16 protein-coding genes are annotated in these 23837 nt (G+C 60.3%); 3 read left to right on the top strand and 13 right to left on the bottom strand.

Annotated elements, in window-relative coordinates; all coding sequences use genetic code 11:
* Nucleotides 1–50: 50 nt before the first annotated feature.
* Complete coding sequence (locus tag AC0IW7_RS20145) at nt 51–1499, bottom strand: glyceraldehyde-3-phosphate dehydrogenase (protein WP_122492512.1); 1449 nt, start codon at nt 1497–1499, stop codon at nt 51–53.
* 160 nt (nt 1500–1659) lie between these two features.
* Here AC0IW7_RS20145 and mfd point away from each other — a divergent pair, with 160 nt between their 5' ends.
* Nucleotides 1660–5109 (top strand): transcription-repair coupling factor, encoded by a 3450-nt coding sequence (gene mfd / locus AC0IW7_RS20140; protein WP_471820358.1) that lies wholly within the window; start codon nt 1660–1662, stop codon nt 5107–5109.
* 18 nt (nt 5110–5127) lie between these two features.
* Entirely contained in the window at nt 5128–5652 is a 525-nt protein-coding gene (locus AC0IW7_RS20135; protein WP_471820357.1) for a CsiV family protein, read from the top strand.
* 121 nt (nt 5653–5773) lie between these two features.
* On the opposite strand, the gene AC0IW7_RS20130 is transcribed toward AC0IW7_RS20135, so the two are convergent.
* The 12 genes from AC0IW7_RS20130 to AC0IW7_RS20075 form a co-directional block, all read right to left on the bottom strand.
* Nucleotides 5774–7177: a sigma-54-dependent transcriptional regulator gene (locus AC0IW7_RS20130; RefSeq protein ID WP_471820355.1), complete on the bottom strand. Its 1404-nt coding sequence runs from the start codon at nt 7175–7177 to the stop codon at nt 5774–5776.
* A 5-nt stretch (nt 7178–7182) separates the two neighbouring features.
* The gene (locus tag AC0IW7_RS20125) at nt 7183–8388 is read right to left on the bottom strand and encodes a sensor histidine kinase (protein WP_471820353.1); all 1206 of its coding nucleotides are present in this window, start codon (nt 8386–8388) and stop codon (nt 7183–7185) included.
* A gap of 121 nt (nt 8389–8509) precedes the next feature.
* Complete coding sequence (locus tag AC0IW7_RS20120) at nt 8510–9982, bottom strand: sigma-54-dependent transcriptional regulator (RefSeq protein ID WP_471820351.1); 1473 nt, start codon at nt 9980–9982, stop codon at nt 8510–8512.
* A gap of 220 nt (nt 9983–10202) precedes the next feature.
* Nucleotides 10203–10502 carry a flagellar protein FliT gene (fliT, locus tag AC0IW7_RS20115; RefSeq protein ID WP_122451749.1) on the bottom strand — a complete coding sequence of 100 codons (300 nt, stop codon included), beginning with the start codon at nt 10500–10502 and terminating at the stop codon, nt 10203–10205.
* Between the two features lie 19 nt (nt 10503–10521).
* Nucleotides 10522–10902 carry a flagellar export chaperone FliS gene (gene fliS / locus AC0IW7_RS20110; RefSeq protein ID WP_122492518.1) on the bottom strand — a complete coding sequence of 127 codons (381 nt, stop codon included), beginning with the start codon at nt 10900–10902 and terminating at the stop codon, nt 10522–10524.
* A 126-nt stretch (nt 10903–11028) separates the two neighbouring features.
* A complete protein-coding gene (gene fliD, locus AC0IW7_RS20105; protein ID WP_122492519.1) occupies nt 11029–12477 on the bottom strand; it encodes a flagellar filament capping protein FliD in 1449 nt (482 codons plus the stop codon).
* Between the two features lie 79 nt (nt 12478–12556).
* Nucleotides 12557–12922, bottom strand: a complete 366-nt coding sequence (locus AC0IW7_RS20100; protein ID WP_471820349.1) for a flagellar protein FlaG — start codon at nt 12920–12922, stop codon at nt 12557–12559.
* A gap of 77 nt (nt 12923–12999) precedes the next feature.
* Nucleotides 13000–14460 (bottom strand): flagellin, encoded by a 1461-nt coding sequence (locus tag AC0IW7_RS20095; RefSeq protein ID WP_122492521.1) that lies wholly within the window; start codon nt 14458–14460, stop codon nt 13000–13002.
* A gap of 403 nt (nt 14461–14863) precedes the next feature.
* Nucleotides 14864–20464, bottom strand: a complete 5601-nt coding sequence (locus tag AC0IW7_RS20090; RefSeq protein WP_471820347.1) for a glycosyltransferase — start codon at nt 20462–20464, stop codon at nt 14864–14866.
* Nucleotides 20465–20521: 57 nt separating this feature from the next.
* Nucleotides 20522–20941, bottom strand: coding sequence for a sugar 3,4-ketoisomerase (locus AC0IW7_RS20085; RefSeq protein WP_122492523.1), 420 nt, complete (start codon nt 20939–20941; stop codon nt 20522–20524).
* A 130-nt stretch (nt 20942–21071) separates the two neighbouring features.
* Complete coding sequence (locus tag AC0IW7_RS20080) at nt 21072–22181, bottom strand: DegT/DnrJ/EryC1/StrS family aminotransferase (protein ID WP_471820345.1); 1110 nt, start codon at nt 22179–22181, stop codon at nt 21072–21074.
* Between the two features lies 1 nt (nt 22182).
* Nucleotides 22183–22647 (bottom strand): acyltransferase, encoded by a 465-nt coding sequence (locus AC0IW7_RS20075; RefSeq protein ID WP_122492525.1) that lies wholly within the window; start codon nt 22645–22647, stop codon nt 22183–22185.
* Between the two features lie 127 nt (nt 22648–22774).
* On the opposite strand from AC0IW7_RS20075, the gene AC0IW7_RS20070 reads away from it, so the two are divergent.
* Complete coding sequence (locus tag AC0IW7_RS20070; protein ID WP_471820344.1) at nt 22775–23836, top strand: CDP-glycerol glycerophosphotransferase family protein; 1062 nt, start codon at nt 22775–22777, stop codon at nt 23834–23836.
* Nucleotide 23837: the final 1 nt, after the last annotated feature.

Raw genomic sequence — 23837 nt, 5'->3', positions numbered from 1 at the left:
TTTCGCTGTAGCGCAGCGGTAAAACAACTACCACGCGCGCATGCGCATTATCACGCTGGGAAAGATGGGGGATTCACGTCAGCCATGTCTTCCATTACGCGCACTACCTGGCAGCTGTAACCGAATTCGTTGTCGTACCAGACGTACAGCACAACGCGGTTGTCGTTGCAGATGGTGGCTTCAGCATCGACCACACCGGCGAAACGCGAGCCGACGAAGTCGGTGGAAACCACTTCCAGCGAGTTAACGAAGTCGATCTGGCGATGCAGATCCGAGTGCAGCGCGACGTAGCGCAGGTACTCGTTCATTTCTTCGCGGGTGGAGGCCTTTTCCAGGTTCAGGTTGAGGATGGCCATCGACACGTTCGGCGTCGGTACGCGAATGGCGTTGCCGGTCAACTTGCCAGCCAGTTCCGGCAAGGCTTTGGCAGCGGCAGTGGCAGCACCGGTTTCGGTGATCACCATGTTCAGCGGCGCGCTGCGACCACGACGGTCGCCCTTGTGGAAGTTGTCGATCAGGTTCTGGTCGTTGGTGTACGAGTGAACGGTTTCGACGTGGCCGTTAACGATGCCGAACTTGTCATTCACCGCTTTGAGCACCGGCACGATGGCGTTGGTGGTGCAGGAAGCGGCGGAGATGATTTTGTCGTCCGGGGTAATTTCACCGTGGTTGATGCCGTGCACGATGTTTTTCAGTTTGCCTTTGCCCGGCGCGGTCAGTACCACGCGGTCAACGCCTGGGCAGGCCAGGTGCTGGCCGAGGCCCTCGGCGTCACGCCATACACCAGTGTTGTCGACCAGCAGCGCATTGCTGATGCCGTACTGGGTGTAGTCGACTTCTTTCGGCTCTTTGGCGTAGATAATCTGGATCAGGTTGCCGTTCGCGGTGAGGGTGTTGTTTTCCTCGTCAACGGTGATGGTGCCGTTGAACGGACCGTGTACCGAGTCGCGACGCAGCAGGCTGGCGCGTTTGACCAGGTCGTTGCTGGCGCCTTTGCGCACAACGATAGCGCGCAGACGCAGACCGTCGCCGCCACCGGTTTTCTCGATCAGGATGCGTGCCAGCAGACGACCGATACGGCCAAAGCCGTACAGCACAACGTCGGTGCCTTTGCGCGGGGTGCCGTTTTGCTTGCCCACCACTGCGGCCAGTTCGTCACGCACGAACTGCTCGATGGCGCGGCCGTTGCCGTCAGCTTTGAATTTCACGACCAGCTTGCCGAGGTCGACCGAAGCGGCGCCCAGTTTCAAGCTGCTCATTTCTTTAAGGACGGCGAAGGTCTCGTGAACCGAGAGTTCGCTTTCGTCAGCCTGGCGGTGACGGGCGAAGCGGTGGGCTTTGAGAATCTGGATAACCGAACGGTTAATCAGGCTGCGACCGTAAATTGAGGTCACCACGTTGTTGTTGCGGTAGAGCTGACCAATCAGCGGAATCATCGCCTCCGCGAGTGCTTCACGATCAATCCATTCACCAAGACACTGATCAGGCTTCTGAGTCACGGGCAATACCTTTAACAAGTATGTAGGGGCTGAAAAAACGGGCTACATTATGACGGGCTGTGCAACTGCCGGCAATCTGCAGCGGACGAAACACTGACAGCAGCGCGGCGGGATAGTTACAATCCTTCCGGTTAATCCTCAACCGGAGCCACGACCTCTCGTGTCCGTATTGCGCTTACCCAGCCTTCCTGCCGCCTCCGGCAAACAAACGTGGGGCAACCTGCCAGGCGCCGCCCTGAGCCTGGCCATTGCCGAAGCCGCCAACGCCGCCAAGCGTTTCACCCTGCTACTGACCGCCGACAGCCAGAGCGCCGAGCGCCTGGAGCAGGAGTTGCGGTTCTTCGCGCCCGAGCTTCCCGTGCTGCACTTTCCCGACTGGGAAACCCTGCCCTACGACCTATTTTCGCCGCACCAGGACATCATTTCCCAGCGCATCGCCAGCCTGTACCGGCTGCCCGAGCTGAGCCACGGCATTCTCGTGGTGCCGATCACCACCGCCCTGCACCGCTTGGCGCCCAAGCGCTTTCTGCTGGGCAGCAGCCTGGTGCTGGATGTGGGCCAGAAGCTCGATGTGGACCAGATGCGCACGCGCCTGGAAGCCACCGGCTACCGCTACGTGGAAACGGTGTATGAGCACGGCGAGTTCACCGTTCGCGGCGCCATTATCGACTTGTTCCCCATGGGCACCGCGCAGCCGTACCGCATTGACCTGTTCGATGACGAGATTGAAACGCTGCGCACCTTCGACCCGGAAACCCAGCGCTCCATCGACAAGGTGGACTCCATCCGCCTTCTGCCGGCCCGCGAGTTTCCGCTGAATAAAGAAGCCGTCACCGGTTTCCGCGCGCGTTTTCGCGACCGCTTCGACGTCGATTTCCGTCGCTGCACCATTTATCAAGACCTCAACAGCGGCATCACACCCGCGGGCATCGAGTACTACCTGCCGCTGTTTTTCGACGAAACCGACACCCTGTTCGATTACCTGCCAAGCGACACGCAAGTGTTCTCGCTGCCGGGCATTGAGCAGGCCAGCGAGAACTTCTGGAACGACGTACGCAACCGCTATGAAGAACGGCGCGTCGACCCCGAGCGGCCGCTGGTGCCGCCGGCCGAGTTGTTCCTGCCGGTGGAAGACTGCTTCGCACGCCTGAAAAATTGGCCGCGCGTGGTGGTCAGCCAGCAAGACGTCGACACCGGCGTGGGCCGCGAGCGCTTCGCCGTCCAAGCGTTGCCGGACTTGGCGATTCAAGCCAAGGCCAGCCAGCCCATGGCCGCGCTGGAAACCTACCTGGCCGACTTCCCCGGCCGCGTGTTGTTTACCGCCGAATCGGCCGGGCGCCGCGAAGTGCTGCTGGAGCTGCTCGCGCGCTTGCGCCTCAAGCCAGTGGAAGTGGACAGCTGGAGCGACTTTGTAAAAGGCAAAGAGCGCCTGGCGATCACCATCGCGCCGCTGGACGACGGTTTGCAGCTGGACGACCCGGCCTTGGCGCTGATCGCTGAAAGCCCGCTGTTCGGCCAGCGTGTGATGCAGCGCCGCCGCCGCGAGAAAACCCGTGGCGACCACGGCGACGCGGTGATCAAAAACCTTACCGAGCTGCGCGAAGGCGCGCCGGTGGTGCACATCGACCACGGCGTCGGCCGTTACCTGGGCTTGGCCACGCTGGAAGTGGACAACCAGACCGCCGAATTCCTCATGCTCGCTTACGCCGACGAGGCCAAGCTGTATGTGCCGGTAGCCAACCTGCACCTGATCGCCCGCTACACCGGCAGCGATGACGCCCTGGCGCCGCTGCACCGTCTGGGCTCGGAAACCTGGCAGAAAGCCAAGCGCAAAGCCGCTGAGCAGGTGCGCGACGTGGCGGCCGAGTTGCTCGACATCTATGCGCGCCGAGCGGCCCGTGAAGGCTATGCCTTCGCCGATCCGAAACTGGATTACGAAACCTTCAGCGCCGGCTTCCCCTTTGAAGAAACGCCGGACCAGCAAACCACCATCGAAGCCGTTATGGCCGACATGCTGGCGCCCAAACCGATGGACCGCCTGGTGTGTGGCGACGTCGGCTTCGGCAAAACCGAAGTGGCCATGCGCGCGGCGTTTATTGCGGTCCACAGCGGCAAGCAGGTGGCGATTCTGGTGCCGACCACCCTGCTCGCCCAACAGCACTACAACAGCTTCCGCGACCGCTTTGCCGACTGGCCGGTGACCGTGGAAGTGATGAGCCGCTTCAAGTCCGACAAAGAAGTGAAGGCAGCGGTTGCGCAGTTGGCCGAAGGCAAGATCGACATCGTTATCGGCACCCACAAGCTGCTGCAGGACGATGTGAAAATCAAAAACCTCGGCCTGGTGATCATCGACGAAGAACACCGTTTCGGCGTGCGCCAGAAAGAGCAGCTCAAAGCGCTGCGCAGCGAAGTGGACATTCTCACCCTCACCGCCACGCCGATTCCGCGCACGCTGAACATGGCGGTGTCGGGCATGCGTGATCTGTCGATCATCGCCACGCCGCCAGCGCGGCGGTTGTCCGTACGCACCTTTGTGATGGAGCAGCAAAAACCCGTCATTAAAGAAGCCTTGCTGCGCGAACTGCTGCGCGGCGGCCAGGTGTACTACCTGCACAACGATGTGAAAACCATCGAAAAATGCGCCGCCGACCTCGCCGAACTGGTGCCGGAAGCACGCATCGGCATCGGCCACGGGCAGATGCACGAGCGCGAGCTGGAACAGGTGATGAGCGACTTCTATCACAAGCGTTTCAACGTGCTGATCGCCTCGACCATCATTGAAACCGGCATCGACGTGCCGAGCGCCAACACCATCATCATCGAGCGCGCCGACAAATTCGGCCTGGCTCAGTTGCATCAGCTACGCGGCCGCGTGGGCCGCAGTCACCACCAGGCGTACGCCTATTTGCTCACGCCGCCGCGCAAGCAAATGACCCCGGACGCCGAGAAGCGTCTGGAGGCCATCGCCAATACCCAAGACCTCGGCGCCGGCTTTGTGCTGGCCACCAACGACCTGGAAATTCGAGGCGCGGGCGAGTTGCTGGGCGATGGCCAGAGTGGGCAGATTCAGGCAGTGGGTTTCACCTTGTATATGGAAATGCTCGAGCGTGCGGTGAAAGCCATCCGCAAAGGCGAGCAGCCCAACCTTGAGCAGCCGCTGGGCGGCGGGCCAGAAATCAACCTGCGCGTACCGGCGCTGATTCCTGACGCTTACCTGCCGGATGTTCACACGCGGTTGATTCTGTACAAACGCATCGCCTCGGCCGCCGACGAAGACGCGCTGAAAGAGCTGCAAGTGGAAATGATCGACCGCTTCGGCCTATTGCCCGAGCCGACCAAAAACCTGATGCGCCTGACCTTGCTCAAACTGCAAGCCGAGCAACTGGGCATCAAGAAAGTCGACGCCGGCCCGCAAGGGGGCAAAATTGAATTTGCCGCCGATACCCAGGTCGATCCACTGGTGCTGATCAAGCTGATTCAAAGCCAGCCCAACCGCTACAAATTCGAAGGCGCTACGCAGTTCAAAATCCAGGTGCCGATGGAGCGTCCGGAAGAGCGCTTTAACACGCTGGAAGCGCTGTTCGAGCGCCTCACGCCTAAACAAGCTTGATTATTAAAGGACTACCGAATGCGTGCCCTCCGTTATGTCGCCCTGTTGCTCAGCCTCGTTGCGCCGATGGCGTTTGCCGACGGCCTGTATCAGGTTGAGCTGATCATTTTTCGCCAGGCCGGCGAGCCCATTCCCGCCAGCCAAACCGCCCCCGATGACTGGGCAGCCGGCGTGCAAGGCAGCGCCGCTGATAACGCACGGGGCACGGCGCTCAATGGCGAAGCTGCCAAGCTGAATCAGAACAACGGCTACACCGTGCTACTGCACCAGGCCTGGCAACAAAGCATGGGCGAGGCGCCGACCAAGATCGCCTTGAACACCGGCAACCAGCAGTTCGGTCACTACCCGGTGGAAGGCACCCTGAGCCTCAAGCAGGTTCGTTTTGTCGATCTGGACGCCAACTTCTGGATCAACCAGTTCGACGCCAGCGGCATGCTCACCGGCAGCGAGCGCCTGAAGCGCACCGCGCGGTTGAAAGCGGGCGAATTGACGTACTTGGATCATTCGAATCTGGGCATGTTGATTCGCATCAGCCCGCTGTGACACACCACCTGTAGGAGCGAGCTTGCTCGCGAACCCTGCAAACTTCATTCGCGAGCAAGCTCGCTCCTACGCAAAGCAAAAGGCCGCTCAATCGAGCGGCCTTTTTTATGGCGCGTATTTTTTAGCTCGCGAACAAATACGCCTCAACGTCCATTCCCGCATCGCGCATCTGCGCCAGCTTGTAGCGCAAGGTGCGCGGGCTGATGCCCAACCGCTCGGCGGCTTCTTTGCGGCGACCACGTTCGGCGCGCAGGGTGTCGATGATCATTTGGAATTCGTGCCGGCGCAGGTCATCGCCCAATGCGCTGCTATCACTGCTTTCGTCGTTGATCGGCAATACCGCATTGCCGCTGCTGATGGGCGTGACCGTCGGCGTTGGCAACGGCGCCAGGCCGATGGGACCGCTCAGGCACAGGTCTTGCGGCTGAATGACGCCGCCCTGCTGCAAGATCAGCGCGCGCTGAATGGCGTTGTCCAATTCACGCACGTTGCCCGGCCATGGGTAGCCGGTCAGCGCGCGTTCGGCGTCGGCCGATAAGCGTGCCGGGGCGTGGTTCATTTTCTTCGCGTGCTTGGCCAGCAGGCGCTCGGCGAGCGGCAGAATGTCGGCAGTGCGCTCGCGCAGTGGGCGCCAGCCCAGGGGGAATACTGACAAGCGATAGAACAAATCTTCGCGGAAGCGCCCCGCCGCCACCTCGCCGGCCAGGTCGCGGTTGCTGGTGGCCAGCACGCGGATGTCCAGGTCAATTGGCTTGCGTGCACCCACGCGTTCCACTTCCCGTTCTTGCAGCACGCGCAGCAGCTTGGCTTGCAGGCCCAGCGGCATCTCGGAAATCTCGTCGAGCAAAATGGTGCCGCCTTCGGCCATTTCGAACTTGCCCGGCTGCGAGGCGACAGCGCCGGTAAAGGCGCCCTTCTCATGACCGAACAGCGTGGCTTCCAGCATGTTGTCGGGAATGGCCGCGCAGTTGATGGCAATAAACGGTTTGCCCGCGCGCGGTGACTGCTGGTGAATGTAGCGCGCCAGCACTTCTTTGCCGGTGCCGGATTCGCCGGAAATCAGCACCGTGGAATCGCTCTGCGCGACGCGCTTGGCCAGCTCCAACAGTTGTCGGCTGGCAGGTTCCAGCGCCACCGGACCGTCACCTTCATCTTTACCGACGCGGCCAAGCGCATGGCGCTCGACCAGTTCGAGCAAGGCTTTGGGCTCGAACGGTTTAACCAAATAATCCGCCGCACCCCGGCGCATGGCATCGACCGCGCGCTCAACCGCGCCAAAGGCAGTCATCAGCAGCACCGGCAGTTGCGGATAGCGGCTGCGAATCAGGCCCAGCAGTTGATGACCGTCCATGCCCGGCATGTTGACGTCGCTGATGACCATGCAGAACGACTCGCGACCCAACGCCGTCAGTGCCGCTTCGGCGCAGTCTACGGCGCAGAAATCGTGGCCGCCGATCACCAGGGTGTCGGCCAGTGCTTCACGCAGGGCGCGGTCGTCTTCGACCAACAGAACTTTGCTCGCCATGGTGGTTACTCCTGAGAAGTCCGTGGGGCCACTGCAATCAGCGGCAATACCAGAATGGCGCAGGTGCCGCGGCCGGGGCGCGAGCGCAGCAGCAATTCGCCCTGGTGAGCGCGGGCCACCGCCTTGACGACCGCCAGGCCAAGACCGGTGCCGGTGGTTTTGGTGGTGAAAAAGGGTTCGCCCAGGCGCGCCAGGGTGGTGGCATCGATGCCGGGGCCGTTGTCGCTGATACACAGGCGCAGGTTCTGGCCACGTACGTAGAAATGAACCTTGAGACTTGCCTCGCGGCCGGCAGCTTGAATGGCGTTTTCCACCAGGTTCAGCACGGTGCCGACCAAGGTGTCGCGATTGCACAGCAGCTCGCCGGTGTGGGCGTCGCACTGCCAGCGCACGTTCATGCCTTGCACATGGGGCTCGGCGGCGGCGCGAAGGGCTTCGTAGAGCTTTTTCGGCGCCAGGCGATCGGGCAGCGGCAGTTCGCCTCGGGCGAATACCAGCATGTCGCGCACTTGGTGTTCCAGCTCGTGCAGACGCTCTTTCAGGCGGCTGGCGAAACGCTGCTGTTGGTCGACTGGCAGCACTTGCTCGGTCAGATGGCTGGCGTAGAGCAAGGCGGCGGAAAGCGGGGTGCGAATTTGATGGGCCAGCGAGGCAACCATGCGGCCCAGCGCCGACAGGCGCTCGTGGCGGGCGAGCTGATCTTGCAGCTGACGGGTTTCTGTCAGGTCGTTCAACAGCACCAGTTGGCCGGGTTCGGCGGAGAGCGAGCGGGTGGCGATAGAGAGGCGGCGACCGTTTTTCAGCGACACTTCGTGGCCGTCGTCTTTGCGCGGGGCGAAGTTGCGGGCAATCACCTCGCGCCAGAGCATGCCGACCAAGGGCTTACCGAGCAGTGCACAGGCCACCGGGTTGGCCTCGCGCACCACGCCTTGGCCGTCAATAACGATGACGCCGCCGGGCAGCACATCAAGCAGGCTTTGCAGCCGGTGCGCCAGGCGCTCCTTCTCGGCCAGTTCCTGCATGCGCTGCGCGCTGACCAGCGCCAACTCGCCCTTGAGTTCGGTCACCCGCGCTTCCAACAGGTTGTAGGAGTCACTGAGCTGCGTCGACATTTGGCTGAACATGGCGAACGCCTTCTCAAGCCCTTGGCGGCTGGAGGCCTCGATGTCGTTAACAGCAGTGCTGGACGTTGGGAGTGCGGTTTGCTTCATGGTTCTCTCTCACCCGGTGAGCCGTCATAAGACGGTCAGTCGAGAGAGAACTAGCAATAGCCGTGCCTAAAAAAATATCCTTATTTTTCAAGGCACTAGTTTGAGGGGAGGAAATTTCGCGTCAATCATCCGACTGTTCGTCATCATCCCGACGACTCATGCCGTACTTGCGCATCTTTTCGACCAGGGTGGTTCGACGGATGCGCAAGCGCTCAGCAGCACGGGCCACGACGCCACCGGCATCGTCCAGCGCCTGTTGGATCAGCCCCTGTTCCAGATTGCCGAGGTAATCCTTCAGGTCGAGACCTTCAGGCGGCAGCATGGCGGTGGTTTCCGGGCCGGACAGGTTGCTGTTGAAGGAGAAACGCTCTTCCAGATCGTCGCGGACGCTGGTGGCCTGTTGGTCGTGTTCGTCTTCAACCTGACGGAATTTCTTCGGCAGTTCCAGCACACCGATCACGCCGTAGGGGTGCATGATCGCCATGCGCTCAACCAGGTTCGCCAGCTCGCGCACGTTGCCGGCCCAGTCGTGACGGCACAGCGACATGATGGCGGCGGAGTTGAAACGGATGGAACCGCGCTTCTCCACTTCCATACGCGAGATCAGCTCGTTCATGAGCAATGGAATATCTTCCACGCGCTCACGCAGCGGCGCCATTTCGATGGGGAATACGTTGAGGCGGTAGTAGAGGTCTTCGCGGAAGGTGCCCGCTTCGATCATCGACTCAAGATTCTTATGCGTGGCGGCAATGATGCGTACGTCGGCGCTCTGGGTTTTGTTGCTGCCCACGCGCTCGAAGGTGCGTTCTTGCAGCACGCGCAACAGCTTCACCTGCATCGGCAGCGGCATGTCGCCGATTTCGTCGAGGAACAAGGTGCCGCCGTTGGCCAGTTCGAAACGCCCTGCCCGGCTGGTAATCGCGCCGGTAAAGGCGCCTTTCTCGTGGCCGAACAGTTCGCTTTCCAGCAGCTCCGCCGGAATGGCACCGCAGTTAACCGGCACGAACGGCGCATCGCGGCGTTTAGAGTGGTAATGCAGGTTGCGCGCGACCACTTCTTTGCCGGTGCCGGATTCGCCAAGAATCAACACGCTGGCTTCGGTGTCGGCCACTTGCGACATCATCTGCCGCACTTGCTGAATGGCGCGGCTGGTGCCGACCAGGCTGCGGAACAGGTTCGGCTCGCGGGCCCGGGCGCCCCGCGCCTGGTCGTACATTTCGCGGTAAACCTGGGCACGGTGCAGGGAGTCGAGCAATTTGTTGTAGCTGGGCGGCATTTCCAACGTGCTCAACACACGGCGGCGCACGTCTTCGGGCCAATCTGCTGGCGCGGCATCGCCGACCAGCAAGATGGGCAGTTGCTCATCCCAGGCAGCAAGTTGTTTGAGTAATTCGAGGGAGCCACCTTTGCTGGTGACTTCGCCGAGCAGCACGCTCAGCACGTCGCGCGGGCTGTCGAGCTTATCGACCGTCTCCCGCCAGTTCTGGCTTGTGCAAGCCAGATGTTCTTCCCCGAGGAAATTTAGAATTACCGCCAAATCGCGGCGGCGTTCGCTGTTGTCATCGACCAGTAAAATTTTGGTTTCACGCCACATAGTGTCTGGTTCTGATCCGGGGTGTGAAGAAAGCGTCCATCGCAACCACGATAAAATGACGCCAGCAATTGGCCACTAGTAGAGTCAATTTTTTGTACGCAGTCAATTTTATGACGTGTTTTTTTCTACCCAGTTCAACCAGGTAGCACATTGTCTTGAGAATTAACGCAGAGGTTTGTAGCTAACTCCTCTGAACGAAAGGTTAGCTACAAAATTTTGACTAGCCAAACATCTGATAGATTTTGGCGCTTTGATTGGATTTGACCAGCACAGTCAGCTCTTCGCCAACCGCTTCACGCTTGCGTACACAGGCTGCTGTCAGGTGACGATACACCTCGACCAACGCTTCCATTTGCTCACGCAGGGCTTCTTCGATACCGGTGCTGTCGGCCATTGCGGCACTCACCTGCTCGCGGCACGAGGTGTCCAGCGCGCCGATACGTTCCCAATCTTCCTGTTGAAAGGCGTCGATCAGGGCCAGGCGGGTACTTTCGATTTGTTGCAGCATGGAATTCGCCATTTCGTTGTCCTCGCCCACCTTACGGTGCAATTGCATCCCAGCCGGACTTCACTTCACGCAGAAGACCCGACACTTCAACCAGTGGCGCTGGGTCGTTGCTTTTGTTGGCTTCGAGCATGCGGGTGATCATGTATTCGTAAACGCGGTCGAGGTTTTGTGCGACTTCGCCGCCCTTGCCCATGTCCAGACCTTCACGCAGGCCGCCAACGATACCGATGGCTTTGCTGATCAGCTCGCCTTTCATCGAGGCCTGGCCGCGCGCCATGGCGCCTTGGGCTTGAGCCAGACGCTCAAGACCGCCCTCCATCAACATCTGGATCAAACGATGGGGAGTTGCTTCAAACACTTGAGACGACACGCTCACTTGCTTGTACTGATTCATCGCCGCCATCGCTCTCATTTTGCAAACCCTCGTGAACCGTTGTTTCGATATTCAAGCTATCGGCGGGTTTCGTGGGAGCTTTAAGCCCGTCCGTACTTTTTCTTCATCAAAAAAAGCTATCGGCCGGGCGAGAATTAGCGGGACTTAATTCTTCTTGACCAGGCCAGGCAGGTTGTCCAGCTGCGACATAAGGCCGGTGCTGGTATTGGTGAGCTGCGACACCAGGGCGTCCATGGCGTTGTACTGTTTGTACAAACGCGTCTGCAACGCGGTCATGCGCAGATCCAAGTCTTCCTGCTGCTTATCGAGACTGGTGATGGTATTGGAAAGTTGCTCGGTGCGCTGCTGCAGAATTCCGCCACCATCGGTGTACGGTTTGAGCTTAGACGTAAGCCGGCTCGCTAGCCCGTCATCGCCGGTGAAATAAGCGGCGACGCCTTCGTAGTTTTCGCTGATGGCGGTGTCGAGCTTGGCGCTGTTGACCTCCAGCGTACCGTCCGTCTTGGTGGTGATACCCAGGTTGGCCAAGGCCGAAATGGCGCCGCCGTTATCCTGGTTCGATACCAACTCACTGCGGATCGAACTGACCAGCGAGCGCGCCGTGGAGTCGCCAGCCAGCCCGGCTACAACCGGGTTGCTGTTAGCAACCGTGGTCACTTTGGTCAGCGAATTCACCGTGCTCATCATCTTGTTGTACGCGGTGACGAAGTTCTGCACGTTGGCTTTCACGGCCGAGGTGTTATCGGCGACGTTCAGCGTCAGCGGCTCGTCGGCTTTGGTAACGCCGGTCAGCTTGATGGTCACGCCATCGATGGCTTTGTCGACGGTGTTCGAATCGCTCACCACTTCCAGCCCGTCGATCGTCAGCTTGGCGCTCGACGCAGCGGCCAGGGTTTTACCGCCCTTGGCTACGGCGGCGTCGTACTCGGCGGGCGTGGCGAAAGTCGTGGGGTCCAGCGTAGCGCCGGGGAAGGTCAGGTCTTCGAGCGAGGCATTGCCTGTACCGGTGCTGGTGCCGGTCATGGTGATGTCGTTGCCATCACCCATCTTGGTGCTGCTCAGAACCAGGCGCGAACCCTGACTGTCGGTGACGATGGTGGCGCTCACCCCGGCGGTTTTGCCTTGGGCATTGATGGCGTCACGCACACCGGCAAGGGTGTTGTTGGTGCTGTCGACATTGACGGTCAGCGCTGTGTTGCTGCCGACTTTGATTTCCAGCGAACCGGTGTTGAATTTGGCAGTGCTGCCGCCACTGATCGCCGCAGAAGCAATTTTGCTGCTGCTGGCCAGTTTCGACACTTCAATTTTATAGCTACCGGCGATGGCACTGGCGCTGCCAGTAGCGCTAAGCGCGGTGGTGTTCGTGGACGTTGCCGATTTGGACAGGAAGCTGGTCGGGCTGTTGAGCAGCGACAGGGCGGTTTGGAACTCGCTCACTGCGCTCTTCAACGAACCGAGCGAGGTCAACTTGGTCGTTGTTTTGGATTCGAGCTTATCGATCTGGTTTTGCTTGGGCGCTTTCTCCGCCGCTACAGAAGCCTTCACGATGTCGTCAATATTTACGCCCGAACCAATGCCAGTTACACCAGCCATCTCGCACCTCCGTCAAAAAAACGTCCCGAATTCCCTATGGGAACGGGTATGGCGAGTTGTACTCAAGAACCGTACCAACTCACGCTTTAGCCTCGAACATGAGGCTGCGAATGTCCTCTAGGCGTTCAGCCAGCTTGAGCAATTCCTCGGAAGGAATCTGCCGCACCAACTTGCCTGAGTCCGTATCGATAACTTTGACAACAACTTCGCCGCTTGAGTCATCGACATTGAAATTCAAACCACGCTTAACCGTTTGCACGAAGGACTGAATGTCAGCAACTGCTGCATCAATACTTCCACTGTCGGCCTGAGCGTCGGAGCTGGTATCCGCACTTGCAGCGGACGCCGTCTGTTTTGCGGCCTGCTGAGCAGACCCTACCGGCACTTGCCCGTCACGAGCTTGTCTGGGCAGAGCGGCAATCGACGTGATATTGGAAACATCCATTTTAGACACCTCACAATGGCCAAATGGGAGGAAGGGTCATCCCCTTCCTCCCACCGATTTTGGCGTCTCTTTCTGCGTTATTGCAGCAGACTGAGAACCGACTGTGGCAGTTGGTTAGCTTGAGCCAGAATCGCGGTACCCGCTTGTTGCAGTACTTGGTTTTTCGACAGCTTTGCAGTTTCAGCAGCGAAGTCGGTGTCTTTGATCCGGCTACGAGCAGCGTCAGCGTTCTCAGAGATGTTCTGCAGGTTGCTGATGGTGTTGTCGAAGCGGTTCTGTACAGCACCGAGGTCCGCACGCTGAGCATCGATGTTTTGCAGTGCGTTGTCGATTACAGCGATTGCACGTTGAGCGCCGTCAGCGGTGGAGATATCCACATCTGAAACGGTGTTCAGGTCGGCAGCCTGGTCGCCAAACACTTCAGTCGAAGTACCGGTGAGGGCGTAGGAGTTCGGCGAGTTCAACTCGACGTACCCGATCGCTTTACCACCTGCGGCACGCACATCGGTTTCGGCGCTGAAAGTACCGTCAGAACCTTGTGCAGCCAGGTTGATGGTACCGGTCGACGAAGCAGAGTCAGCACCGAAGACAATGTTTTCACCAGTGGCCGAAGTAATGGTCACCTTGTCAGTTTTCGAATCGTAGTTCGCAGTTACGTTCAGCTTACCGGCGTTCGAGTTGATCTGATCAGCCAGACCTTTGGAGTCAGTCACACCGACGATGGCAACCGATTGGCTACCCACGCTCAGCGAGAAGCTGGCAGCGCCGGAAGTGATGTTCACGTCAGCCTGTACAACGTTACGAGCCGAAGCGCTCAGGCCCGAGATGGCGCCGTCGAACTTGCCAGCAATCGATTTAGCGCTGTCGCCGGAGGTTACGGCTACGTCTTTGGTTTGACCGCCACCAACAACGGTGATGGTGTTAGCCGAGAAGCCAGCGCCGCTTGCTGCGATGCTTGCAGACACAGTGCCACCAGCAGCCGAAGCGCCGGCGCTGTCAGTGCTTGCGCCGCCACCGATCTGGTACGAACCCAGCGAGGTAGCAGAAGCATTTTTCAGCGAAACGTCGATGGTTTCGTAAGCGTTGGAACCCACTTGGAAGCTAGTGGTACCGAACGAACCGTCGAGCAGTTTGCGACCACCGAAGGTGGTGGTGTCAGCAATACGGCTCAATTCAGCTTGTTGGGCCGATACTTCTTTTTGCAGAGCGGCACGGTCGGTGTCGCTGTTCGAGCCGTTGGCTGCCTGGATGGACAGGTCACGGATACGCTGCAGAATGTTGGTCGACTGTTGCAGCGCGCCTTCAGCGGTTTGCGACAGAGAGATACCATCGTTGGCGTTACGGGTCGCTACGTTCAGGCCGCTGATCTGGTTGGTCAGACGGTTAGAGATCTGCAGACCGGCAGCGTCGTCTTTGGCGCTGTTGATGCGGTTACCGGTGGACAGACGTTGCAGCGAGGTATTCAGCGAGTTGGACGAAGCGTTCAAGTTGCGCTGAGTGTTGAGCGATGCAATGTTCGTGTTAACTGTAAGTGCCATTTGGGCGTCTCCCGAGTACCTAGTATTTGCCTGAGCTTGCGACGTTCAGGGCCTGCAGCTCAGGCGCCCCTAGAATTCGCATTCGAAGTGTTTATCGGCGCTAGTTCTTGGAGCTTTAGCAAAATTTTCAAAAATTTTGCTGGCTGCTTGCTGAACCGGTGCAAACCGCTTCCACACTTTCTGTATCGGCACAGGCCGCAGAACTAAAGGGCTCGATCAAAATTTTTACACGTGGCCAAGCCATTTCTAGCGCCTCGCTTACCCACCCAGCCGTTTAAGTGACGCCAATTTTCAAACAAAACCGGCACTTACCAAGGCTGGCCGCCGCACTCACTGTTTTCTGACGCGCATAAAAAAGGGGCTATCACCGCTGTGAAGCCCCTTCCAAGCATTGACGATGAGTCTAGTCGGGCATCCAGGCTTTCGCCCAATTGCGCACATTCTCGCCTTCGAGCATCCAGTCGCGACGAATAATGGTCTGCAAGTCATCGCCCATTTTCGCCGTTGCATCCAAGTCAGCCAGGTGCATGCGAATGGCGTCCATCCAGTCTTTGTAGCGGTTTTTCACCCGCGTGACGGGCAGGTCGCCGCGATAGCACACGGCATCCGTGCAGATCACCGGGAAACCGAGGAAGCCATACTCCAGCAATCGCAGGTTGCTCTTGCAGTCGTTGAACTGGTTCTGCTCCAACGGCGCCAGGGCCAGGTCAAGGTTCAACGAGGCAAGAATCGTCGGGTACTTGTCGATGGTTACGCCTGGGTAGTACTCGGTCACGTAGGGCCGCAACTTATCCGGGCACAGGCCAAAGAACACCCATTCCACTTCATCCGCCAGATCCCGCACCACATCGGCAATCAATTCCAGATCGCCCGTGTGCCCTACCCCACCGGCCCAGCCGACTCGCGGCTTGCGCCCAACGCGGCGCTCGCTGTTCAAACCGTTCCACCAGTTGGTCGGCAGCCGGTTCAGCACCACGCGAATATCGTCATGCATGCCGGCAAGTGCCTCGGCCAGCGGTTGGGTCGACACCACGAAGCGGTCGACCAGCGTCAGCGCCTTGCGCAACGAGCGCAGCACGTCTTTGGGCATGTCGGCGCGGTGCACGCTTTTCAGCGGCAGGTTGGGCAGGTAGTCGTCCAGCTCGTAAACACGGAACGCGTTCGACAGCTGCTTGATCTCGGCCATCGACTCCAGCTGCGCATCGGTGACCTGGCGCTGGAAGATGATCACATCGCTCTGGAACCGCTCCAACTCCACCGGATGCAGCAGGGTTTCGCTGATGACCCCGTCCGCCACGCCTTCGCGCTGCATGGCGGTGAACGGCTGACGCACCCGGTAATGCCCGCAACCGCCACGATCGGCCGGGTGCACCAAAATGCGCGGCAGCGGCGCCCGCACAAAGGGTTGCCAGGTGGCGCCACGAATCGGATCCAGCTCGAAGCCTTTATTGGCCAGGGTCAGGTTCGGGTTGTAGGCCGGGTCGCGGGCCAGCAGCGGCAGCCACTTCTGGTACATCGCCGCCTGTTCGCTGCGGAAGCGCTTGAGCTTTTGTTCCTGCGCCAGGGTTTCAACGCCCGACTTCTGGCTGACGCTGCCCTCGTGCAACAGCACCGAGTAAGGCGTCCACACGCTCAGGTAGCCGGCTTCGCGCACCTTCAAGCACAGGTCGACGTCGTTGTAGGAAACCTTGAACACCACCTCATCCAGCCCGCCAACCGCGTCGTACACCTCTTTGCGGATGATCAGGCAAGCCGCCGTTACCGCCGAATAGTTCTGCGCCACCAACAGGCGCTGCATGTAACCGGCGCTGTCACCGGCGTCGCCAAGGAACGGATGGTCCGCCGGCCCGCTAAGCCCCAGCACGACACCGGCGTGCTGAATATGGCCGCTGGGGAACAACAGCTTGGCGCCGACGATGCCCACTTCCGGGCGCCGCGCGTGGTTAAGCAATTCATCCAGCCAGTCTTCACGCAGAATCGCCGTGTCGTTGTTCAGCAGCACCAGGTATTCGCCGCGCGCGACAGCGGCGGCCGCGTTATTGATAGCCGAGAAGTTGAACGGCCCTGGATAACGCACCACCCGAATCTGCTCGCTGTTCAACTGCTCGATGCCGTCCAACCAGGCTTTGGCTTCTTCGGTTTCGCTGGCGTTGTCGATAATCAGCAGCTCGTAATTCGAGTAAGCGGTTTTCTCCAACAAGGTTTCGACGCAGCGTTGCAGCAACGCCAACTGGTCTTTGGTGGGCACCAGAATGGAAACCAGCGGCCGCTCGGGGTAGTCGTAGCGAATGCGGTTGAAGCCCGGCAATACGCCTTCTTGCATGGTGTGCGGCACACCGAGACGGTCGAGGTGTTCGCTGACCACCGCTGCCGAATGCAGGCGCACCTCGTCGCTGGCCAGCCAGCGCGCGAACGGCACCGCGCTGTGGCACAGCACCTCGGCGATATGGCCAACGCTGTCCAGGCCGAACGACTCAGCGCAGCGCAGCTGAAAGTCCTGCAAGGCCAAGCCGTCGAACTGAAACCGCAACCCGCCCAGTTGCTCCAGTGCCTCGCGGGCGATAAACAGCGAGCGCCCGGTGTACGGGTAGCTGCGCAGCAAATCGAGGTTGAAGTCGGGTTTGAAAATCGGTGAATGCGCGCCCTGCTCGCCACGGGTGTCTTCGTCGCTGTAATAGCAGCCAGTCGGCGCGGCCACGGCACGGTCCAACAACAATGCCAGCGCGTGGGGTTCCAGCGTATCGCCGGCCGGCAGCAGATACAGCCAATCGGCCGTGCTGGCCACGGCGGCATCGTTAACCTGCTGCCAATCGCCATTCACCACGCGGTGAGGCGCGCCGTGCTGTTGCGCGTTCAGGCTGTCGACCGTCGCTTGCAGCGCCGCCGGTTCGGTGCTGGGCAATGCCAGCACCAGCACCTCGATGCTTGGCACATACGCGTCTTGCAAGCGACGCTCGAAGGCGGCGAGCACCTGCGGCGTCAGCGTGTGCAAGTAACCGAACGTGGGCTGACCCACGGCCTTGTTGCTCATTTCATCGACCAGACTTTGCAGAAACTCGCCGCGCGCTTGCTCAACCGGCGCCTCGACGCCCTGGCCATGGCGGCCGTACAAGCGCCGGAACAGCTCGGGGAAATTCTTGCGCTCGCGCACGCTCATGCGCTGCTCGGGGCTTTCCTGGCGGATATGCACCTGCACGGTTTGCGCTTGCACGTGCTCCACCGGATAACGCGCCGACAACTTCAGCAGCATGTCCCAGTCTTCCAACGCCGGCAGTTCAACATCGAAACCGCCCACTTCATCCAGCCACTGGCGCGGGTGCGACCAGGCGTTCACCGGAATGAAGTTCTGCACCAGCAAGTTGTCGCGCGAGAACGGGCCGTGCTGCGACGACGATTGCCGCGAGATCTCCTGGCGCTTGCCGCCTTCCAGCGTTTCCAGCACGTACAGCGTGTCGGTGTACACCAGGCGTGGGCCTTGCGCGTGAGCCTCGGCGTGGCGCTGCAAATGCTCTGGCAGCCACATGTCGTCATCGTCGAGGTAGCACAAGTACGTGCCACGGGCCTGGCGAATGCCGCAGTTACGCGCGTTCGACAGCCCGCCGTTACGCCCCAGTGCCAAATAGGTGATGGGGAAGTCGTAGCCCTGCAGCACATGCTCAACCGGCGCGCCGGCATCGTTGATCAGAATGACTTCGAAGTCTTTGAAGGTTTGCGCGCTAAGACTGGCCAGCGCATCGACCAGCAGATCGGCGCGGTTATAGGTGGTCAGAATGATGGAGAAGGTCGGCCCCTGTTCCCCCGCCTTGACCGCGCCAGGGCCGGCCAACGCCGTTTCAATCGCCTGACTGCGCGCCTTGAAGCGCGCTTGCACCTCGGCTGGCGCGCTCTGCATACGCTGGCGATACAGCGCCAGAATCGGCCCGGCCGCCGCGACCATGCGCGGGCGCACGGCGGGGTCGGCCAGGTTCAGTTCGAGAATCTCTGTGTGTTCGGCCAGCGGCTTGTCGCTGCCGTAGAAGCTGTTGGAAATCTGCCCGCCATGCACGCGGTAACCCACGCTGGGCTGACGCAGAAAAACAAAATCCGGTGCCAGCCGCGCCAAGCGAATCCACAGCTCCCAATCGCCGGCGAGCATGTCGCTGCGGTGAATGGTGCCGTCGGCCTGGGTGATTTGCGGCAATACGCTGCGGCGCAGCATGACTGCCGAGGGCGTGATGTAGTTGTCGTAGCTGAGCAGGTCCACCACTTCATCGCGCCCGCCGCTGTAAGACTGCGAACGGTGGCCGGGATGTTGCGCGTAGTGGGTGATCGCGCCGCGCTCGTCGATCCAGTTGCACTGTGTGTAACCGAGGCTAGCGTGCGGCGTGCGGTCCAGAGCGGCCACCAAGGAGGCCAGGTGGCCGGGATACAAGACGTCGTCCGAGCCCAGTACCACCACATAACGGCCGCTGCCAGCGGTGACGCATTTGTTGTAGTTGCCGGTCATGCCGAGGTTCTTGGCGTTGACCTCATAATAAAAGCGCGGGTCTTCGGCGTAGCCCTGCAAGATCTCGACGCTGTTGTCTTTGGAGCAGTCATCGAACACCACCACCTCGAACGTCACGCCCTGCTGGGCGAGGATCGAATCGATGGTCTGGCCGATAAATGCACTGTTGTTGTACGACATGACGGCAACGGTTACATCCACGGCAGTCTGTTCCTCGGCAAACAACGCCTGCGCCCCATGCTGGGCCCGACGCTGGTGATTCAATTCGGCGAAAAATGCAGCGGCTTCGGCGTCCCGGTCGACCGGCACGTGTGCCAAGCGCGCCTGGCGTACCGGCGCATCGGCGGCTAACCAGTGCTGCAATTTTTCAATGGGGATTTCCACGTTCCAGTGGAATACCACTGGGTGGGTGCCGGGTTGACCAACCACCGGCAAATAAACCAAACGCACGCCAACAGCAGCCGCCAAGGCGTGGAAAAACCAGTACCACATCTGCGCGTTATCTTGGATAAGCATCACCAGCGTGCTGCCGCTGGGCATCCACAGCAGGTTGGCAGCCGCCGCGCCAGAGCCGAGCACCGCCAGCTCCATTGATGACAACAGCGCCACCTGCTCGGCGAACGTATGGGTTTCCGGCTGAATCAACGCAAAGCCGTCCGCGCGTAGCGCCTCGGTCAGCGCTTGCTGGTTGACGATGGTGCGGCCGTTTCCACCGGGCGGGCGAATCAGGTACGTCTTGCCGTTTTCGCGGTGGGCGCGTGGCACACGCGCTTTGATGTAATTGGCCATCCAGGCGATGGCGCTGGGGAACACCTGATACTCGTCACCGGCATACACGTAACCGGCGCATGGTTCCCAGATATCGGCGCTGTCGGAGAAGTGATACAGCACGCCCACATCGCACGCCTGGCCGGCGGGCACGCAGACGGTTCGCTCGCGTGGCCAGAACAGTGCCAGCGAATCCATGATCGAGGCAGGCAAACCCGCCTCCACCAACACCACGGTTTGCGCATCGAACGCGGCTTGGTTAATCCAGAAAAAACGCGCCAATTTTTCGCTGAGCCAGTGCGCGTAGTTGCCGTTTTCCCAGCCGAAAAATGAAATGGCATGGGCCACCTGCAACGGCTCGCCAGCGCCTGCATAAAAGGTGCAACGACCGTCGTCAGTCAGCTTTAACCCATGCTTTTCGTACCAGCCGACGTTGAGCCGCTCGCGGTTATCGAACGCCACGTCACAGACGTATTCGCCATTATCAATATCGGCGATGCCTGCCATGCCGGCCACCAGCCGTACCTGATGAAACTCGGCGCTGTACTGGGCGTAGGTGGTTTGCGGTGCGCGGCGAACATTGGCGGGGATGGCGAAGTCGACCATCTCCAACGGCGCGGGCGCCCAGGCGGTCGAAGGCGCCAGTTCCAGCAAATGTTTGCGGCCCTTGGCGGCGCGCGCAGGAACCAGCGCGGCGCTGGCAAATGCACCTTGCAGGTGACTCCACCGGGAAGGTGCAGTAGCAGACATGGATGAAGCTCCGAAATGTAAAACTCGCCGCCCACGCTCGTGCAGGCGGCCCACGCATCAGCCTTTGGGCTTGGCGTTTACCGCCTGGGAGAACTGATCGTAGTCGCGGAAATAGTCGTCTTCGCTGTAACGCTCCGAAGCCAGAACCATGCACACCGAGCCGCTGGAGAAGTTGTCGATCTCGCGCCAGATCATCGGCGGGATGTACAGGCCGTAATAGGAGCGGTTGAGGTGGTATTTGAATTTGGTGCGGCCGTCGTCGAGCAAGATGTCAAAGCTGCCCGACATGGCGATCAGCAATTGATGAAGCTCTTTATGGGCATGGCCGCCACGGTGCGAGCCGCCGGGTACGTCGTACAGGTAGTAAACGCGCTTGATATCGAAGGGGATGTGTTGATTCCCTTCGATAAAGGTCAAGTTGCCGCGCCGGTCTTCAATAATCGGCAGATCGACAATTTTGCAGTGCTGTAGAGACATGAGCGCTCCGAATCCGTATGGAAACCATCAAACCAATTTCGACCACGCGTACCCGTCAAAAAATTAGCAGTGATAGCCGTTGTCAGCTGCAAAGCAAAACTTGCACCACTTTGCCGTCGCCCGCAGGCGCTTAGCCGCTGAAGCTGTTACACGCCTCGATAACCGCGTGCTGATGGGCTGCCGGCAAGCCGGGGTAAAGCGGCAGGCTCAACACCTGCGCCGCCAGCTCGTCGGAGATAGGCAAGCGCAGTTGGGCAAATTCGCTGTAGGCGGCCTGGCGGTGAATCGGCACGGGGTAGTGAATCAGGCTCGGCACGCCGCTGCGCTCCAGGTGCGCTTGCAACTGCTCGCGCGCCTGGGTGCGAATCACGAACTGATGCCAGACATGGCTGCCGGCCACCGCTGGCGCTTGGGGCAGCACCAGCAGCGGGTTGCGAATGTGGCGGAGGTAATGCGCGGCGATGGCCTGACGCGCTTGCGCGTCGCTCTGTACGCTGGGCAATTTCACCCGCAGCAGGGCCGCTTGCAGTTCATCCAGGCGCGAGTTCACGCCTTGCACGTCGTGAACGTATTTGCGCGTAGAGCCATAGCTGCGCAGCTTGCGCACTTGCTCGGCCAAACGGTCGTCGCCGGTCGTCACGGCGCCGGCGTCCCCGAGGGCACCGAGGTTTTTCACGGGAAAGAAACTGAAGCCCGCCGCATGACCAAACGCACCGGCTTGCCGACCCAACGCGTCCACCGCGCCATGGGCTTGGGCGGAATCTTCGATCAGCAGCAGGTCGTGCTCGCTAGCCAGGGTTTGCAATGCCTCCATGTCCGCCAACTGACCGTATAAATGCACGGCAATGACGGCAGCGGTGCGCGGGCCGATGGCGGCTTGTACTGCCTGCGGATCAATGTTGAACGTCGCCGCATCGGGTTCCACCAGCACCGGCGTCAGGCCCGCTTCGCTCACCGCCAGGGCCGTGGCGATAAAGCTGTTGTTGGGCAGAATGACCTCGTCGCGGTCATCGAAACGTCCCAGGTTTTTATAGCCGCGCAATATCAGTGTCAGCGCGTCCAGACCGTTACCCACGCCAATGGCATGGGGCACGCCGCACGCTTGGGCGTATTCGGTTTCGAACGCTGCCACCTCGGCACCCAACACATACCAGCCCGAGCGCAGCACGCGTTGAAACGCGTCGGTCAGCGCCTGTTCATCGCGCAGATTGAGCGCAGCTACATCAAGGAAAGGAAACATATCAATCGCCTAGATAACGCACCACGCGTGCGGGGTTGCCGACTACCAGCGCATGGTCTGGCACGTCGTGGGTGACCACCGCACCGGCGCCCACCATGGCGCCGGCACCGATGGAGATACCGGGAAGAATAATGGCCCCGGCACCAATGGACGCGCCCTGGTGCACATGGGTTTGCGGGAAGCTGTCGGGGTATTGTTTCGAGCGCGGCAGCAGGTCGTTGGTAAAGGTGGCGTTGGGGCCGATGAACACGTCGTCAGCGATGCGTAAACCGTCCCACAAATACACCCCGCATTTCACCGTTACCCGGTCGCCAACCACCACGTCGTTTTCGATCAGGCAGTGGGCGTTGATGTTGCAATCGCGGCCGATCTGGGCGCGCGGCAGAATCACTACGTACTGCCACACCGTGGTGCCATCGCCAATCTGCTGGCTGTGAACGTCTGCCAAAGGATGAATCGAAGCCATGCGCGCGGTGCCTTGCTGGAGGTGGGCTTGAGGTTAGCAAGCCGTCGCAGGCTCGTCACGGACGGCGCCTCGCCACGGCGCTTTTTTTCAGTAAGATGAGCCTCCGCACCCGCCCGGACTGGATGGCATGGCTAACGACCTCGACCGCATCGGTTTTCTGATTCACAACATCGAAATGTTCAACCACTACCGCGCGGTGTGGCAGCACCTTCCGGCCGGCAGTGTGGAAGTGGCGGTGACCGGACAGCTCAAAGACCATCAAACCATCATCGACACCTGCGAGCGCGAGCAATTGCCCTGGCGTGCAGCCAGCGAGCTGCTCGCGCAGAAACAGCGCTACGACATTCTGGTGTCCAGTTTTCCCCAGCATTACGAACGCGGCAGCGACTCGCCCTACCTCACCCAGTCCATCGGCCGCCACAACCTGCGCTTCATGTACGCCACCGGCAAAGCGGGCTGGAATTTCCAGCAGTGGAACGAGGTGTACGACGCCGTGCTGTGCTTCGGACCGTACCAGGCCGAGCAGCTGGCGTTCTGCAGCAACACGCTGAAAGTGCAGATGGGCTATCCGCGTTTCGACCGCTTTTTCAACCAGCCGCTGGACCGCGCCGCGCGGCTCACCGAGCTGGGCTGCGACCCCACCCGCAAAACCGTGGTGTGGCTGCCGACGTGGAAAACCTTGTGCTCGATTGATCTGTTCGTCAGCGCCATCGCCGCGCTGCAAGACCGCTATAACGTGATCGTTAAACCGCACCCCATCACCATTACCGACGAGCCCGCGCGCATGCGTCAGCTCGACGTGATCAACACCTGCATCCGCGAACACATCGACAACGTCGAGCTGTTTCAGCTCGCCGACTTTTTGCTGTGCGACTACGGCGGCTCCGCCTTCGGCGGCATCTACACCGATCGCAACGTGTTGCTGCTAGACATGCCCCACGCCGAAAGCGACCCGCTGGTGGGCAAAGACTCCTCAGATATCTGGCTGCGCAAAGTGATGCCGCACATCAGCGCCGAACAGGTCGCGCAATTACCCGACCTGCTGGCCGACGAGCACCTGTGGCAACAGCAACGCGGCGTACGCCAGCAGCTGAGCCAATACTTCTTCGCGCCCTTCCATGGCTTTGCCGCGAACGTGGCCGCTCTGGCCATCGCCAACAGCCCGAAAATGCTCAACAAAGGGCGCTGAC

This window comes from Pseudomonas sp. AC229, assembly GCF_979254655.1.
Note: the sequence above shows the minus strand (reverse complement) of the source record. Positions and strands in the feature narration are given on the sequence as shown.

Bases quoted from the DNA above. Each gene is read 5' to 3' on its own strand.
- AC0IW7_RS20070 (WP_471820344.1), top strand. From the start codon at position 22,775: ATGGCTAACGACCTCGACCGCATCGGTTTTCTGATTCACAACATCGAA.
- AC0IW7_RS20090 (WP_471820347.1), bottom strand. From the start codon at position 20,464: ATGTCTGCTACTGCACCTTCCCGGTGGAGTCACCTGCAAGGTGCATTT.
- AC0IW7_RS20130 (WP_471820355.1), bottom strand. From the start codon at position 7,177: ATGGCGAGCAAAGTTCTGTTGGTCGAAGACGACCGCGCCCTGCGTGAA.
- AC0IW7_RS20135 (WP_471820357.1), top strand. From the start codon at position 5,128: ATGCGTGCCCTCCGTTATGTCGCCCTGTTGCTCAGCCTCGTTGCGCCG.
- fliS (WP_122492518.1), bottom strand. From the start codon at position 10,902: ATGAGAGCGATGGCGGCGATGAATCAGTACAAGCAAGTGAGCGTGTCG.
- fliT (WP_122451749.1), bottom strand. From the start codon at position 10,502: ATGGCGAATTCCATGCTGCAACAAATCGAAAGTACCCGCCTGGCCCTG.
- AC0IW7_RS20100 (WP_471820349.1), bottom strand. From the start codon at position 12,922: ATGGATGTTTCCAATATCACGTCGATTGCCGCTCTGCCCAGACAAGCT.
- AC0IW7_RS20095 (WP_122492521.1), bottom strand. From the start codon at position 14,460: ATGGCACTTACAGTTAACACGAACATTGCATCGCTCAACACTCAGCGC.
- fliD (WP_122492519.1), bottom strand. From the start codon at position 12,477: ATGGCTGGTGTAACTGGCATTGGTTCGGGCGTAAATATTGACGACATC.
- AC0IW7_RS20125 (WP_471820353.1), bottom strand. From the start codon at position 8,388: ATGAAGCAAACCGCACTCCCAACGTCCAGCACTGCTGTTAACGACATC.
- AC0IW7_RS20080 (WP_471820345.1), bottom strand. From the start codon at position 22,181: ATGTTTCCTTTCCTTGATGTAGCTGCGCTCAATCTGCGCGATGAACAG.
- AC0IW7_RS20120 (WP_471820351.1), bottom strand. From the start codon at position 9,982: ATGTGGCGTGAAACCAAAATTTTACTGGTCGATGACAACAGCGAACGC.
- AC0IW7_RS20085 (WP_122492523.1), bottom strand. From the start codon at position 20,941: ATGTCTCTACAGCACTGCAAAATTGTCGATCTGCCGATTATTGAAGAC.
- AC0IW7_RS20075 (WP_122492525.1), bottom strand. From the start codon at position 22,647: ATGGCTTCGATTCATCCTTTGGCAGACGTTCACAGCCAGCAGATTGGC.